10 protein-coding genes are annotated in these 15,115 nt (G+C 70.3%); 7 read left to right on the plus strand and 3 right to left on the minus strand.

The annotated features are described in order from the left end of the window. The first annotated feature begins 35 nt into the window (after positions 1–35). Entirely contained in the window at positions 36–1,247 is a 1,212-nt protein-coding gene (locus ABTZ59_RS03295; protein WP_351389502.1) for an MFS transporter, read from the plus strand. A gap of 39 nt (positions 1,248–1,286) precedes the next feature. Here the strand turns inward: ABTZ59_RS03295 and ABTZ59_RS03300 are convergent, their stop codons facing one another. Further along, positions 1,287–2,225, minus strand: coding sequence for a tudor domain-containing protein (locus tag ABTZ59_RS03300; protein ID WP_351389506.1), 939 nt, complete (start codon positions 2,223–2,225; stop codon positions 1,287–1,289). Between the two features lie 149 nt (positions 2,226–2,374). On the opposite strand from ABTZ59_RS03300, the gene ABTZ59_RS03305 reads away from it, so the two are divergent. The 5 genes from ABTZ59_RS03305 (at position 2,375) to ABTZ59_RS03325 (ending at position 9,509) form a co-directional block, all read left to right on the plus strand. Next, positions 2,375–3,550 (plus strand): CapA family protein, encoded by a 1,176-nt coding sequence (locus tag ABTZ59_RS03305; protein ID WP_503001995.1) that lies wholly within the window; start codon positions 2,375–2,377, stop codon positions 3,548–3,550. Between the two features lie 235 nt (positions 3,551–3,785). Further along, positions 3,786–6,095 carry a HAMP domain-containing protein gene (locus ABTZ59_RS03310; protein WP_351389512.1) on the plus strand — a complete coding sequence of 770 codons (2,310 nt, stop codon included), beginning with the start codon at positions 3,786–3,788 and terminating at the stop codon, positions 6,093–6,095. Between the two features lie 6 nt (positions 6,096–6,101). After that, entirely contained in the window at positions 6,102–7,928 is a 1,827-nt protein-coding gene (gene pgsB, locus ABTZ59_RS03315) for a poly-gamma-glutamate synthase PgsB (protein WP_351389514.1), read from the plus strand. After that, entirely contained in the window at positions 7,925–8,407 is a 483-nt protein-coding gene (locus ABTZ59_RS03320) for a poly-gamma-glutamate biosynthesis protein PgsC/CapC (protein WP_249952056.1), read from the plus strand. The genes pgsB and ABTZ59_RS03320 overlap by 4 nt, the downstream gene beginning before the upstream one ends. Before the next feature lie 28 nt (positions 8,408–8,435). Next, positions 8,436–9,509: a C40 family peptidase gene (locus ABTZ59_RS03325; protein ID WP_351389518.1), complete on the plus strand. Its 1,074-nt coding sequence runs from the start codon at positions 8,436–8,438 to the stop codon at positions 9,507–9,509. 81 nt (positions 9,510–9,590) lie between these two features. Here the strand turns inward: ABTZ59_RS03325 and ABTZ59_RS03330 are convergent, their stop codons facing one another. Both ABTZ59_RS03330 and ABTZ59_RS03335 read right to left on the minus strand, forming a co-directional pair. Next, positions 9,591–11,495 carry a DUF8823 domain-containing protein gene (locus tag ABTZ59_RS03330; protein WP_503001899.1) on the minus strand — a complete coding sequence of 635 codons (1,905 nt, stop codon included), beginning with the start codon at positions 11,493–11,495 and terminating at the stop codon, positions 9,591–9,593. A 238-nt stretch (positions 11,496–11,733) separates the two neighbouring features. Further along, positions 11,734–13,947, minus strand: a complete 2,214-nt coding sequence (locus ABTZ59_RS03335) for a D-alanyl-D-alanine carboxypeptidase family protein (protein ID WP_351389520.1) — start codon at positions 13,945–13,947, stop codon at positions 11,734–11,736. 171 nt (positions 13,948–14,118) lie between these two features. On the opposite strand from ABTZ59_RS03335, the gene ABTZ59_RS03340 reads away from it, so the two are divergent. Then, positions 14,119–14,862 (plus strand): GOLPH3/VPS74 family protein, encoded by a 744-nt coding sequence (locus ABTZ59_RS03340; RefSeq protein WP_249952059.1) that lies wholly within the window; start codon positions 14,119–14,121, stop codon positions 14,860–14,862. Positions 14,863–15,115: the final 253 nt, after the last annotated feature.

Genomic DNA, 15,115 nt, shown 5'->3' on the forward strand with positions numbered 1-15,115 from the left:
CTTCACATCAATGTGATGGTTTGAGCATAGCGGCCATGCGAACCAACCGCCTGACCAACACCGCGGACGAAACCAGCGACCAGCGGCTCCCCCTCGGGGCCCTGGCCGCGCTGGCCACCGCCGCCTTCATCACCATCCTGACCGAGGCACTGCCCGCGGGGGTGCTGCCCGCGATGAGCACAAGCCTGGGGGTCGGCGAATCCGCGATGGGCCAGTCGGTGACGATCTACGCGATCGGTTCCGCCGTCGCGGCGATCCCGCTGTCGGCGGCCACCTCCGGCTGGCGGCGCAAGCGGCTGCTGCTGACCGCCGTGGCCGGTTTCGCGCTCGCCAATACCGTCACAGCCGTCTCGGGACACTATGCGCTGACGATGGCCGCCCGGTTCGTCGCGGGAGTGGCCGCCGGTCTGGTCTGGGCGATGCTGGCCGGCTACGCACGACGCATGGTGGCCGGCCCGCTCCAGGGCAGGGCGACCGCGATCGTGATGGCGGGCGCGCCGCTCGCCCTCTCGCTCGGGGTGCCCGCGGGAACCCTCCTCGGCCAAGCGCTCGGCTGGCGGATCACGTTCTGGTCCATGACCGTGATCGCCCTCGTCCTGCTCGGGTGGATCAGCCTGACGGTCCCGGACCATCCCGGGCAGCCCAGACGCGACCGAGCCCCCATTGCGCGAACCTTCCGTCTGCCCGGGGTGGCACCGGTCCTGTTCGTCACACTGGCCTTCGTCCTCGCCCACAACATCCTGTACACCTACATCGCCGCGTTCCTCGACGGGCTCGGCATGGCCGACGCCGTCGACCTGGTGCTGTTCGCCTTCGGTCTCGCGTCGGTGGTGAGCATCTGGGTGGTGGGCGCCCACATCGACCGTCACCTGCGCGTCCTCACCATCGCCTGCACCGTCCTGTTCGCCGTGGCGGCCACTGTCCTGGCCGCGCTCACCGACAGCGCCGCCGCCGTCTACGTCGCGGGGACCCTGTGGGGGCTGGGATTCGGCGGCGCGGCCACCCTCCTGCAAACAGCCGTGGCCGACACCGCGGGCACCTCCGCGGACACCGCCCAAGCCATGCTCGTCACCCTGTGGAACGCCGCCATCGCCGCCGGCGCGGTTGTCGGCGGCCTCCTCCTCGACGGTCCGGGCCCCGCGTCCTTCCCCTGGTCCGTGCTCGTCCTCCTCGCTCCGACGCTGGCCACCGTGATCGCCGCCCGTACGCACGGTTTCCCCTCACGGCGCCCGAGCACGGGCACGTGATCGCTCACACACCATCGGCCCCGGGCCGCCGGGCCGTCCTCACGTCCCCGTCGTCGCCTCCGCCGGCGCCTTCCACTCCGCCACCGTCGTCGTCATCGCCGCCACCACCCGACGGCTGCGCCCCTCGTCCTCCCGGATCGTACGGTTGAACTCCACGTGGATGAACGGGACGTTGTCGTCCGCGGCGAGCCTGCCCTGCTTGTTCGTACGTCCCGCCAGCGGGCACTTGGACGACCACGCGCGGCACACCCGGAAGCCGTCGTCCGCCAGCGCCCGCGCCAGGGTGAGGGCCTGGGCGCGGCCGTCGTCGCCCGCGCCCGTGGACACCACCGCGTCGTGCGGCGGCGACGTCGAGTCCGCGAAGCCGTGCACCTGGATGCCGGGGAGCCCGCGGGCGACGAGTTCCGCGCAGACCGCGTGGAAGATCGTGTCGGTACGGTGGGCGACATCCGCGGCGTTCCCCTTGCCCGCGGCGCGGTGGGCACCGGCCACGACCAGCACCCCGCCGGGGGCGCCCCGCAGCACCCCGGCGCCGAGGGATTCGCTGTACGAGTCGGCGACGGGGTGCGGCACCTGCACCGAGAAGCGGACGGGCGCGTCGAGGTCGATGTACACCCGTCCCCAGCCGCGCACGTCCTCGCGGGCCCGGTCGGCGATCTCCGCGTACCGCCGGCCCTTGGCGGTGTCCCGGAGTACGCGCACGCCGAAGTCGACCTCGGCGAGCTTGCGTTCGGCCTCGGCGCGTTCGCCGTCGAGATAGAGTCCGACCCCGGCGGCCACGGTCTCGCGCTCGACGCGGCCGGGCGGCAGGAAACCGGCGTCGGCCACGGTGTCCGCGGCGAATCCCGAGATCCGGTGTTCCAGATCGAGGTCATTGCCGGTGGGGGGCGCGGAGGGTTCGTCGGAGTTCCGGTCCAGGACCGGGGTGACGATCACCACAGCTGCCGCGATCAAGACCCCGACCAGCAGGCTTGCCATGATTGTTATCTTCACGGTCGGAGATCGTGTCATATGACGTTCAAAATACCTATGTGAAGCAACCCACCCCTCTGCCCCGCGGGCGACGCACTGCCACCCGTACGGCCCTTCGCGCCACCGCGACAGCCTCTCTCGCCACCTGTCTCGTCATGGCCGTCGCGGGCTGTTCCGTACTCGGCTCCGACGACGGGGGCGCGGACGCGAAGGGGGGCGGCCCCTCGTTCACCGTCGCCGCCGCCGGTGACGTACTGATCCATCCGCCGCTGACGGAACAGGCGGCGAAGGACTCGAAGGCCAAGGGGGGCAAGACCGGGAGCCTGGACTTCGGGCCGCTGATGGCCGGAGTGAAGCCGGTGATCAGCAAGGCGGATCTGGCGATCTGCCACATGGAGCCGGTGGTCGCCAAGAAGGGCGGGCCCTACGAGGGGTTCCCGAACTTCCAGGTCCCGCCGGAGATCACCACCACGCTCAAGGACCTCGGCTACGACACCTGCTCAACGGCGTCGAACCACTCGATCGACCACGGCGAGGCCGGGGTGCGCCGCACCCTGGACGCGCTCGACGCGGCCGGGCTCAAGCACACGGGCTCGGCCAGGAGCCAGGCGGAGTGGGAGAAACCGCTCATCATGGACGTGAAGGGCGTGAAGGTGGCGCAGATCTCCTTCGCGTTCGGCTTCGTCCGAAACGAAGTTCCCGCGGACAAGCCCTGGCTGGCCAACAAGACGTCCTTCAAGGCGATCAAGGAAGCCGAGCAGCGGGCCCGCAAGGCGGGTGCGGACGTGGTCATCCTCAGCATCCACTGGGGACGCGAGTACCAGTCGGCGCCGAGCACCTCCCAGCTGGAGCTGGCGCGCCGTATCGCGAAGGACACCGGCATCAATCTGGTGATCGGGCATCACGCCCATGTCGTGCAGCCGATGGAGAAGATCGACGGCACCTGGATCGCCTTCGGCCTCGGCAATCAGATGGCCCGGCACGAGGTGCCGAACGGCCAGTCCGAGGAGGGGGCCATCGGCTGGTTCACCTTCACCAAGCGCGGCGGCGAGTGGGACGTGAAGGCGCAGTACCTGCCGACGTTCGTCGATGTGCCGCCGGAGCCGGAGGACCCCGAGGAGCCCGACAAGCTCCCGGCGGGCGCGGTCAGGGACTACCGGCTGCTGGACCCGGCGGTGGCGGTGAAGGAGGGCGCCTCGCCCGACGGTACGAAGTACAGCGAGGAGCAGCTCGCCCGTTACCGGCTGGCTTTCGAACGCACCCAGGGCACGATGCTCAACCGCGGCGCGATCAAGGACGGGCTGACGCCCCTCCACGAGCTGCCGGAGTAGGGCGGGGTACGAGGCGAAGATCCGGGCGGAGGTTCCACGTATCCGGCGTGTTACGTCTGTAATTCAAATCACAGGCACACCAAGCCGGTTTTGGACAACCATTCGACCCTGCGACCAGTCCTCCTTTCGCGGTGAACCGGTCCCGTCCGGACCTCTCACCCCACCCCACACATCGCGTGCGCGCGGGCAGCCGGGGCCCCGGCTGCCCGCATCATCCTGAGAGAGGTACCACCCTATGGCCGTTTCGTCGGCGAAACGGCGGCACAAGGTCCGCAGGCGGGCCGACATGTCGCTCCTGGGCGGCATACGCCCGCCGATCGCGGTCCTCTCGGCCCTCCTGCTCGCGCTGGCCGGGCTCACGGCACTCGGGTTCGGCAAGCCGAACTACGAGCCCCTGCCCACGGCCGTACGCACCTCGCAGCAGCACTTCGCCGAGGACGGCGCCATCGCGTTGCGGGCGTCGCTCGACGAGTCCATCACCGACCTGAACCGGACCGCTTCGCTCTTCAACGCGAGCGACCCGGTCTCCGCCGACACGGTCCTCGACAAGCTGGGCAGCGTCTACCAGAAGTGGCGCGGCTCGGCCATCGTCGAGATCAAGTCCGGCAAGCTGCTCGCCGCGCGCGGTGAGAACGTGCCGCTCCTGGCGGTCGACCGGGAGAAGCTGTCCGACGAGGACGGCCTCGCCCCCCGGATGGTGCGGCTGAAGAACGGCGAGACCCGGCTGCTCACCTTCGCCCTGCTGTCGTGGGAGGGCCGGCCGCAGCAGCTGCTGGTCACCTCCAACAGCCTGAAGGTTCCCGGCATCAGCCTCGGCAAGTTCCGGGCGATCGCCGTGGTCGACTCCGGCGGCACGATCCTCAGCAGCGACGGACTCCGCGGTCCCGAGGACATCCCCTCGAAAACCGTCGAGGACGAGGTCAAGGAGACCAAGAAGCAGCTCGCCGCCTTCGCGAAGCTCGCCGCCGAGAAGTCCGCCGCGAACCCCATCACCACCAAGGAGCCCGGCTCCGGCGGGTTCTTCGGCGTCAGCGGCACCATGACCGGCTCCCGTATCAGCCAGGAGCGTCCGGTCGTCGGTTACGCCTCGCTCGCCGCGCCCGAGGCCGGCGAGTCCACCGACGCGACCAGCCTCGGACTGTCCGTGGTCACCCTGGTGACCGTCCCCGAGAACACCAGCCGGGTGACCGACCCGCTGTTCACCCTGTTGTCGGCCGCCGCGCTGATCGTCATCGGGGCGCTCGCCGTGGCGCTGCTGCTCGGTACGGTCCAGCGGCCGCTGATCCGGCTCTTCCTGGAGAGCCGCCGCCTCACCCGCGGCGATCTCACCCGGCCCGTGACCGTGCCCCGGTTCGGCGAGACGCGCCGGATCGGGGACGCGCTGGAGCGGCTGCGGCTGCAACTGCTCGGCGGTACACCCGCCGAGACCGGCGACGACGCCACCGGCCCCGACGGCGCCAAGCGGCGGCGCGGGCGGCGGGTGGGCACCCGCGCGCTGCTCGCCGGCTGCGGCATCCTGCTGCTCATCTGGTCCGCGCCGATGATGCTGCTCCTCAACCGCGCGGGCGACACCATCGTCGTACCGCAGCAGCTCGTCAACGACCAGCGCGACCGCAGCGACACCCTCGCCGACCGGGTACGCCGCGCCCTCAACGAGGGCCACGCCGACCTGCTGTCCGTCGCCACCCTCATCGGCGACCAGACCTCCCCCACCGACATGGCCACGGTCCTCGATCGCACCATGACCGAGCACCCGCGCTACCGCTCCCTGTACGTGCTCTCCCCCGACGGCACGGTCCTCGCCAAGGCGGGCGAGGACCCACAGCACCCCGGCGGCAAACGCGAGGGCAACGCCCCCATCGCCGTGCTCACCACCGACTCCAAGGAACCGCATATCGCCGGATACGCGGAACTGCCGGGCCGTGACGGCGCCGTCGTGGTCGGCGAGTTCCGCGTCGACTTCCTGAACTCGCTGCTCAAGCGCCCCGGCCTCGGCCAGGTGCGCGTCGTCGACGCCGAGGCCCGCACCCTGGGCTCGAACACCGGCTACCGCGCGTTCCAGAAACTGCCCTCCAGCAGACTCGACTCCCTGGTCGAGGCCACCGGCCAGAAGGTCGGCCTCAGCCCACGCCCCAGCGGAGTCCTCTTCCGCGACGGCGACGGCATCCAGATCGCCGCGGCGGCCCCGTTCGTCGGCGGCGGCGCCGCGAAGTCGCTCGGCTGGACCGTCGTCAGCTGGCAGCCCGCCTCCGCCCTCGACATCCCCGAGTACAGCGCGCAGAACCGCACGGTGCTCGCGGGACTGCTCGGGGTCACGGCAGCCGCCGCCTGTCTGGGCTGGCTGCACATCGTGGTCGTACGTCCGCTGCGCGAGCTGGCCAAACAGGCCGAGACCCTGGCCGACGGCGACCGCCGCACCGTCCTCTACCCGCGCCACCACGACGAGGTCGGGGCCATCGCACGCTCCCTGGAACTGCTGCGCCAGCAGCTCCAGGAGCAGCGCAGGCGCGAAGGCGCGCCGCCGGCCCTCGCCGAAAGGATCTGACCGACCGTGCTCTTCCTCTATTTCGTGCTGCTCGTCTGTAGCACGATCCTGTTGGTCGCCGGACTCGTCGAACAGCGACGGCACTTCACCAACCTGAACCGCATCCCCACCCGGGTACTGGTCAACGGCATCCGCGGCAAGTCGTCCATCACCCGGCTGTGCGCGGGCGCGCTGCGCGGCGGCGACCTGATCACGGTCGCCAAGACCACTGGTACGGCGGCCCGGTTCATCCACCCGGACGCGACCGAGGAACCCGTCTACCGCAAGTTCGGCATCGCCAACGTGGTGGAGCAGATCGGCATCGTGCGCCGGGCCGCCGCGTACAACCCCGACGCGCTGGTGATCGAGTGCATGGCCGTCATGCCCGCGCTCCAGGAGATCAACCAGTCCAAGCTGATCCGGTCCACGATCGGCGTGCTGTGCAACGTACGTGAGGACCATCTCGCCGAGATGGGCCCGACCCTCGACGACGTGGCGCGCTCGCTCTCCCGCTCCATGCCGGAGGACGGCATCTGTGTCACCGCGGAGAAGGACCGGTTCGCGATCCTCCAGGAAGAGGCCGACGCCCGGAACTGCCAGCTGATCTACGCGGATCCGGAGACGGTCTCCGACGAGGAGCTGCGCGGCTTCAGCTGGTTCACGTTCAAGGAGAACGTGGCCATCGCGCTGAAGGTCGCCGAACTGCTCGGGGTGGAGCGCGAGACCGCGCTCCAGGGGATGTACGACGCGCCGCCGGACCCGGGTGTCCTCTCCGTGGAGCGCTACCTCACGCCGGACGCCAAGCGGCTGCGGTTCGCGAACGTCTTCGCGGCGAACGACCCCGAGTCGACGCTGATGAACATCAACCAGCTGCTCGATCTGGGCGCGATCAACCGTCCGCTCCATGTGGTCATCAACTGCCGTCCCGACCGGGTCGAGCGCAATGGCCAGATGGGCGAGATCATCCCCGAGCTCCAGCCGGAGAAGGTCTTCGTCATCGGCCATCCGGCGAAGAGCGCCATCGACGCGATCCCGGCCGACTGGCGCTCGCGCGCGGTCGACCTCGGCGGCGACAAGCGCGATCCCGAGGAGTTCATGCGCGAGCTGCTCGGCATGCTCGGACCCGACTCCTCACTGGTCGCGATCGGCAATATCCACGGCCAGGGTGAGCTGCTGCTCGAACACCTGGCGGAGCTGCCGCCGGACGAGACGCCGGACCCGGAGGACGGGCCCGCGGGACCGCCCGCCGGCGGGACCGCATCGGCATCGGCATCGGCATCGGGACAGGCACAGGCACAGGCACAGGCACAGGCACAGGCGACGGAACCGCACATTCCGGCGCAGGCCCAGTCCCAGGCGCAGCCCCAGGCGCAGACATCGGCCGAGGGTCAGGTGTCGGACACCGTCGCCATCCCGGTCGTCTCCGCCGACGCCGCCCCCGGAGCCGCCCCCGGAGCCGCCCCACGGCAGAACCAGCAACCGCAGCACCCGCGTCACGAAGAGACGATGGCACTGACCCGTTACGCGCCGCGCCTCGACCCGTTCCAGCCCTACCCGGAGGCGTACGAGCAGCGCTACCAACAGCGTCCCGCCGCCGGACCGCCGCGTCAGCGCGGCCTGTTCGAACCCGTCCAGATGCCGGTCCAGACCCCCGAGCAGACGCCGGAGCACACGCCCGAGCAGACGCCGGAGCGGACACGGGACCAGCAGCCGGACCCGTACGACTCCGGCGACGCCGCGCAGCACCACTCCTCGCCCCGCCAGCAGCCGCACCAGCCCGAGTACCCCCAGCTCCCGCACTCCCCGGACCCCTCGCACTCCGTGGCGCCGCAGAACCCAGGAGAACCCCGTTGATCCCCGCAGTCCTCACCCCCGAGATCGCCGCGATCGGCATCGGTCTGGGCCTGATGTTCTCCCTGATCTGCTATCTCACGACCAACCTCTCCCCGGGTGGCATGATCACGCCGGGCTGGCTGGCGCTGACCCTCGTCGAGGACCTCCAGCGCGCCGCCATGGTCGTCGGCGTGACCGTACTGACGTATGTGGCCACGCTGGTCGTGCAGCGCTTCGTGATCCTCTACGGAAAGCGCCTGTTCTCCGCGGTCGTCATGATCGGTGTGCTCCTCCAGGGCACCGTGATGATCGTGCTCTCGCTCGAATTCCCGCTGATGTACGCGAACCAGACCCTCGGCTTCATCGTCCCGGGTCTGATCGCCTACCAGCTCGTACGCCAGCCCAAGGGCGCGACCATCCTCGCCACCGGCACGGTCACGCTCACGGCCTATGTAGTCCTCACCGCCGGCATCCTGCTCGGCGCCCTGCCGTCAGCCTGACCCGCCCATCCACGGGAGCCGATTCGTCATGAGTGCCAAGTCCAAGAAGCGGGGCCGCCCGGTCCTGCATGCCGCGACGGTCCTCGCGCTGCTGGCCGGCAGCGCCTATCTCACCGTCGAACTCCGCAAGGACGAGCAGGCGAAGGCGCCCGCCGTCCAGGCCATCACCGACATCCCCGCGCTGACGTCGGGCAACGGGAGCACGGCCGGCGAGCAGACCTGGGAGCGGCTGAAGAACCCGGAGCGCTCGGTGCTGCGCGGCGGCGACGGCGAGATCCTCGCCACCTTCACCGACAACGCGCGTACGGCGACCCTCACCGGCCCCAGCCGCACCTTCGACGAGCCCACGAACACCAAGTCCCGGGTGGTCACCGAGAACTGGGTGCGGCTGATGCCGGAGGCGTGGACGAAGGGCGCCGAGAAGGAGAAGTGGTTCAAGGACTGGTTCAAGGAGTTCTACGGCAGCGAGGAGGACGACATCTTCGCGTTCGCCTTCCAGTACGTCGAGGGCGCGCCCATCAAGAAGGACGACGAGGGCGTTCCGTACGCGGGCGACGCGTTCTTCGGGCCGATCGACGAGTCGAATCCCACGAACCGCCTGGAGCAGTCCGACTTCTACGACTACCTCGGCATCCCGTACACCTTCCGGGACGGCACCACCATGCAGCCGGAGCAGCCGAAGTACCGCGCGCTGGACTGCTCGGGCTTCATCCGGACGGTGTTCGGCTATCGCGCCCGCTACCCGCTGATGGGGACCGACAAGGTGGGCGACGGGCTGCCGCGCACCGCCAACGGCATGACGCGCTCGGACGTCGGCGTGGACATCTACAAGCTCCAGGGCCCCGCCCCCTGGTACACGCGGCCGGAGTCCACCAGCAAGCTCCAGCCGGGCGACCTGGTGTTCTTCAAGATGGACAAGCGGACCGGGAACCGGATGGACCATGTCGGCCTGTACATGGGCAACGACACCGACGGCCACCAGATCTTCGTCTCCAGCCGCAAAGAGGTCAACGGCCCGACGATCGGCGACCAGGGCGGCACCTCGCGCCTGGACGGGAACGGCTTCTACGCGGGGCTGCTGCGGGCGGCGAAGCGCCTCTGACGTACGGCGAGGGGGCGGGGGCCGGCCGTACGTACGGTCAGCCCCCGCCCCCTCGCCGTCGCCCTCGCCCTCGCCGTCGCCTCAGCGCAGCTCCTCCGGGCAGCCGGTCCCGCGCGGCAGTTGGTACGGCGCGGCCAGCCGGTAGACGCCGGGGCGCGGCGCCAGCAGCTCCGTCCACTCGTCGCCCTCCACGTTCGTCTCGGCCTTCAGCAGACAGCCGTTGGGGTTCGTGTAGACGTTGGGCCCGTCCTCGTCGGCCTTGGACGCCGCCGTCTCCTGCGGGGGCAGCACGCTCTTGCCCTCCTCGTCGACGAGTCCGAGCCACGGGGAGTACGGGATCCGGATCAGCACCCGCCCGGCCGACTTCACATGGATCGTCAGCTCGCCCGCGCCCGCCCGGTCCACCGTCGCGGGCGGATCGGCCAGCGGCATCGGGTCCTTGACGGCGAAGAGCTGCCAGTTGGAGTCGCCCCAGACCTGCTCCAGATAGGGCAGCCCCTTCCGCACGAGCTCGGCCTCCAGGCCCGCGCCCGAGTCGGGCTTGCCCTTGGGCAGCACCACATAGTGCACGGCCCAGCGGTCCAGCCAGCCGCGGTAGCTCTCGGCGGTCAGGGTGTCGTCGTAGAAGAGCGGGTTGCGCTCCATGTCCGCCTGGCGGTTCCAGCCGCGGGCGAGATTGACGTACGGAGCGAGCGCGGAGGCCTCGCGGTGGCTCCTGGCCGGTACGACCTCGACCCGGCCCTTCTCCGCGCCCGTCCGCTGCAACTGGTTGACCAGCGGCGCCAGCGCACGTGTCCAGGACGCGGTGGGCGCCGTACGCACCATGTCGTCGACGCCCTTGAACCCTATCCAGAAGTTGAGCCCGGCGAAGGCGATGACCAGCGCGTACCAGCGGCGGGAGCGCGGCGCCGTGTACGGCAGCGCGGCGAGCAGCACCACACCCGCGATGACCATCGCGAAGCGGGACACGTTGGACCCGATCTGCGAATCGATCACATAGGTCAGCAGCACCCCGACGCCGTAGACCGCCGCCGCGACCCGGACCGTCCGCCACTGACCGGGGACCAGCACGAACACGAGCACGGCGAAGAGGAAGGGCAGCGAGGCCGTCGCCACCGACATCGGCTGCGTCCCGGAGAACGGGAACAGCCAGGAGGACAGCGCCACCACGGCGGCCGGCGCGAGACCGAGCGCGTACGCGCCGGGGCGCCGCTTGTTGAGGAACAGCGCCGCCGCGACAACCCCGAGGAACAGCCCGGCCACCGGGCTCGCCGCGGTCGCGAGACCGGCGAGCGGGGCGGCGGCGACCGCCTTGGCCCAGCGCTTCGTCCGCCAGCGGTACGGCCAGCAGAACACCGCCGCGACGGCGCCGAGCGCGAACATCATGCCGAGGCCGAAGGTCACCCGCCCCGACAGCGCGTTGCAGAAGAACGCGAAGACCCCGGCCAGCGAGCACGCCACGGGGTTACGGACGGCCGGTACCCGGACCAGGATCAGTGACGTGAGGGCCGCGGAGAGGGTCCCGACGATCATCATCGTCGTACGGACGCCGAGAACGGACATCAGATACGGCGAGACCACGCTGTACGAGACCGGATGCATCCCGCCGTACCAGGCGAGGTTGTACGCGGAGTCGGGGTGCTGACCGACGAACTCGGCCCAGGCGTCCTGCGCGGCGATGTCGCCGCCGCTGTTCGCGAGGAAGAGGAACCACACCACATGCACGACGGCGGCGACGGCGGCGGTGAAGAGGACGGGATGACGGGCCACGCGGCCCCGCAGGCGCCCCCGGGGCCCCTCGGGTTCCTCTGGCCCCTCGGGCTCCTCTGGCCCCTCGGGTGGCGCGTCTCCGCGCGGCGCGGGCAGTCGTATTCGTGGCCGGGCGGGCCGGGCGGTGTCCCGCCCGGGTGAGGTGATGCCAACAGGCGGGGTGACGCCGTCGGGCGGGGTGACGCCGTCGGCGTGCGTCGGCTCAGTGGTGGTCACTGCGGCTCTCCACGTCTTTCCGTCTCACCGTTGTCCCACCCGGTGTGCCACCCCCGACATCCGGCAAGACGCCGTCCCCGCGTCCGGCGGTTGCCCGGGCGGCCGGCCGAGCAGATGCCTCATGCAGATGTCCGTTTCGGGACGCTAGCACGTGGCGGCGGCCGGGGAGGACGCCATTTCCGGCGCCTTCCCCGGCCGCCGGGCCCCGCAGGGCCGTCGGACGCGTGGTGGGGCCGGGTCAGCCGACCCGGGTGAGCTTCGCGCCGAAGCCCGGTTCCAGCAGCTCCTCCTGGAGCGCGACCGGCGCGGAGACCTTGCCGGCACCGGAGCCGACGGTGACCTCTCCGACGACCGTGCCGGAGGCGGCGGTGTGCGGCACCGGCTCCTTGCCCTCGGTGAGATGGAGCTTCACCTGAAGGCCGCCCCAGCCGACCGCCTTCAGGTCCTTGGTGGAGACCACGGGGGTCCGGCCGCCGAGGCCGTCGTCCACGTACCCGACGACGTCGCCCTTCTTGACCACCGTGGCGGAGGTGACGCCGTCCTGGGCGGTCTTGATCAGCTTGAGGCTGTTCTGGATCGCCAGCTCCAGTTTGTCCCAGAGCTTCACGGCGTTCTGAGCACCCATCACCATGCCGACGATCCGGCGGTTCTGACCGTCGATGATCGTGTTGGCGGACCACAGCAGATTGCCGCCGGCCGGGGTCGACGAGCCGGTCTTGATCCCGCTCACACCGGGCTCCAGCAGGATCGAGTTGTTGTTGATGATCAGGTTGTCGATGCCCGGGATCTCGACCTGGGGCAGATTCACGATCTCGCGGAAGACATCGTTCTGCATGACCGCCTTGCCCAGCTTCAACTGGTCGGTGGCGGTGGACACGGTGGAGGACTCCAGACCGCTCGGGTCCGTGTACGTCGTGTTCGTCATGCCCAGGTCCTTGGCGGCGGCGTTCATCTTCACGACGAACGCGGACTCCGACTTCGCGTCCCAACGGGCCAGCAGCCGGGCCGCGTTGTTCCCCGAGGGGATCATCAGCAGCTGGAGCATCTGCTTCTGGGTGAACTCCTGCCCTTCCCTTATCGGCGCGGTCGACTCGTCGGGACGGTTGGCCTCTTCGCCCGCCTTCTTGTCGACCTCGATCTTCGGGCCCACCTGCTCGCCCGTGATCGGGTGGTCCTTGAGGATCACGTACGCGGTCATCACCTTCGCCACACTCGCGATCGGCGCGGGCTTCTGCTGCCCGTACGTGCCGATCGTGCCGACGCCCTCGACCTCGACGGCGCCCTGGCCCTCGTCGGGCCACGGCATGTCGAGCTCGCCGCCCTCGAAGGTGAACGTGGGGTCGGCGGAGAGCGCGAGCGTGGGCGCCGGGAGCGGCCGTACGGCCTGTACGACCGCGAAGACGATCAGGGCGAGCACGACCAGAGGCGTGTAGATCTTGACCCGTCGGACGGCCGTACGGACCGGAGTCTCGGGCGGGGCGGGCTTGTTCGTCAGCTCGGCCAGCAGATCGAGCGGGGGCATGGGCGGCATCGGCTGTTGCCGGGTCCGCTCGGCCGCCTCGGGGAGCGGGGTGGGCGCGGACGGGGACTGCGACGGCGACGGGTACGACGACCGGGGCGGAGACACGGGGCCGGGCGGCAGGTCGTCCCGGCGCAGCGGTACGAACGTACTGGTCCGCTCGGCCGCCGACTCGGGCCGCTCACCGGCCCGTTCCTCGGGCTTCCCGGTCGGCTCGGCCTTCTCCTCGGCCTTATCCCCGGTCTTTTCCCCGGCTTTCGCCCCGGCCTTCTCCCGCACCGTGAGCGTGGTGGTGACCTGATCGACGGCTGGCCTCGGAAGCGTCTTGAAGACGGCGGTGGGCTGGTCGACGGGCGTGGAGTCCGCGGAGGGGGCTTCGGTGTCGGCCGGGCCGTCGTCGGCGTTGGCGGCGGCGTCGGTGTCGGTGTCCTCGTCGGAGGTGTCGTTCTTGGAGGTGTCGTTCTTGGAGTCCGGCTCGGGCGTCTTCTTTCCGGCCTCTTCCACATCGTCGGCCGTGTCGACCGTGTTGGCCTTGTCGGCCTTGTTGGCCTGTGCCGCATCGACGTCGGTGTCCGTGTCGGCGGACACCGACTCCTCGGCACCCTTGGCTTCCTCCGAATCCCCCGCCTTCGCGGACTCGGCCTTCGGCGGCTCGGGGGCCGGAGTTATGCGGCGACCGTCCGACACGTGCGCGTCCCCGGCCTCCTCGGACTCTTCGGACTCCTCCGTACGATTCGCGATCGCAACCTTTGTCGACACCGCCGAGCCGGAGTCCCGCTCCGCCCGCCCCGCCTCATCGGCCGCCGTTGTCGCCGGTTCTCGGAAGACCGCGAGCCGCGGGTCCCGCTCCCCCGTGACCGTCTCCCCCGATGACTTCCGCTGATCCGACTTGCCGGGGGACTCGCCCGCCACCATGTCTCCTTCATGTCTCATCCGACGTACCGCACTGTCCGAAGCATCTATCAGTGTCCTGCTCTGAGACCTCGGCCAACGTGCTAGACGAGAACGACATACATAACGGTTCCCGCACAAAGCACCCAGGCACCCTCGACAGACCAATGTGAGAGGGGTCACCCTGTCATTCATCCACGCGGGGAGGCATGGATGGGCAGGAGCCGCAGAACAATTCCGGAGGAGCTTCTGCTGCTCGCTCTGGACCCGGCCACGGGTACCACAGCGCAGCCGCAGTCGCTCGACCTCGGCCTGGCCGGAGCACAGCTAGTAGAGCTGGCTCTGGCAGGACGGATAGCCCCTGACGGGGATCGTATCGCCGTGGTGATGCCACGGCCGACCGGAGATCCGACTCTGGACTCCGCACTGGAGCTGCTGCGCAGACGCGGCAGCCCGGTCCGGGCCGTCCACTGGATCGGCGGGCCCCGCCTGGGGCTGCGCCAGACGTATCTCTCGCATCTGGAGCGGTGCGGCATGGTGCATGCCGTCGAGGGCCAGATGTGCGGAGTGCTGCCGACGACTCGCTACCAGGCGACGGAGACGGCGATCAGCCGGGAGATCAGGTCCCGGCTGGACAGTGCGATCCGCACCGGCGTACCGCCGGACCCGCGGACCGCGGCGCTCGCCGCGCTGGCCCACGCGGTCGGACTCGGCAAGCACCTCTACCCCGGTAACGAGGGGCGTTCGTCGCGCTCCCGCCTCCGGGACCTGATCAGGCATGACCCGATGGGCGGTCTCGTGGCACACGCCGTGATGGACGTCCAGAACGGTGTGGGCGCACAGCCACGCCGTAATCCCGCCCAGGGCGCCCCCAGCGCCCCGGGTGGCGGACGAACCCCGGGGGCCGTGCCGATGCAACCGCATCACGGCGGCATGGCCCGCGTCCCGGCGCACTGAACGACGCGCACATCCGCAGCACCTCAACACCCTCAACACCCGCAGGAACCGCCAACACCGCAGTCCGCCGCACCGACGTCCCCAGAGCCGGTCCGGGAGCCGCACAAAACGCGCGGGGCAGTCAGACCACACCAGTCTGACTGCCCCGCGCGTCGCGTACCGGCCCCCTGATGGCCTTCTGACGGCTCCCTGACGGCTCTCTGACGGCCCCTGGCGGGCCCCTGACGGCCTGTGGGCGATCAGCCGGGGCCCG

It is taken from the genome of Streptomyces sp. NPDC094034 (assembly GCF_040303865.1).
GTDB lineage: Bacteria > Actinomycetota > Actinomycetes > Streptomycetales > Streptomycetaceae > Streptomyces.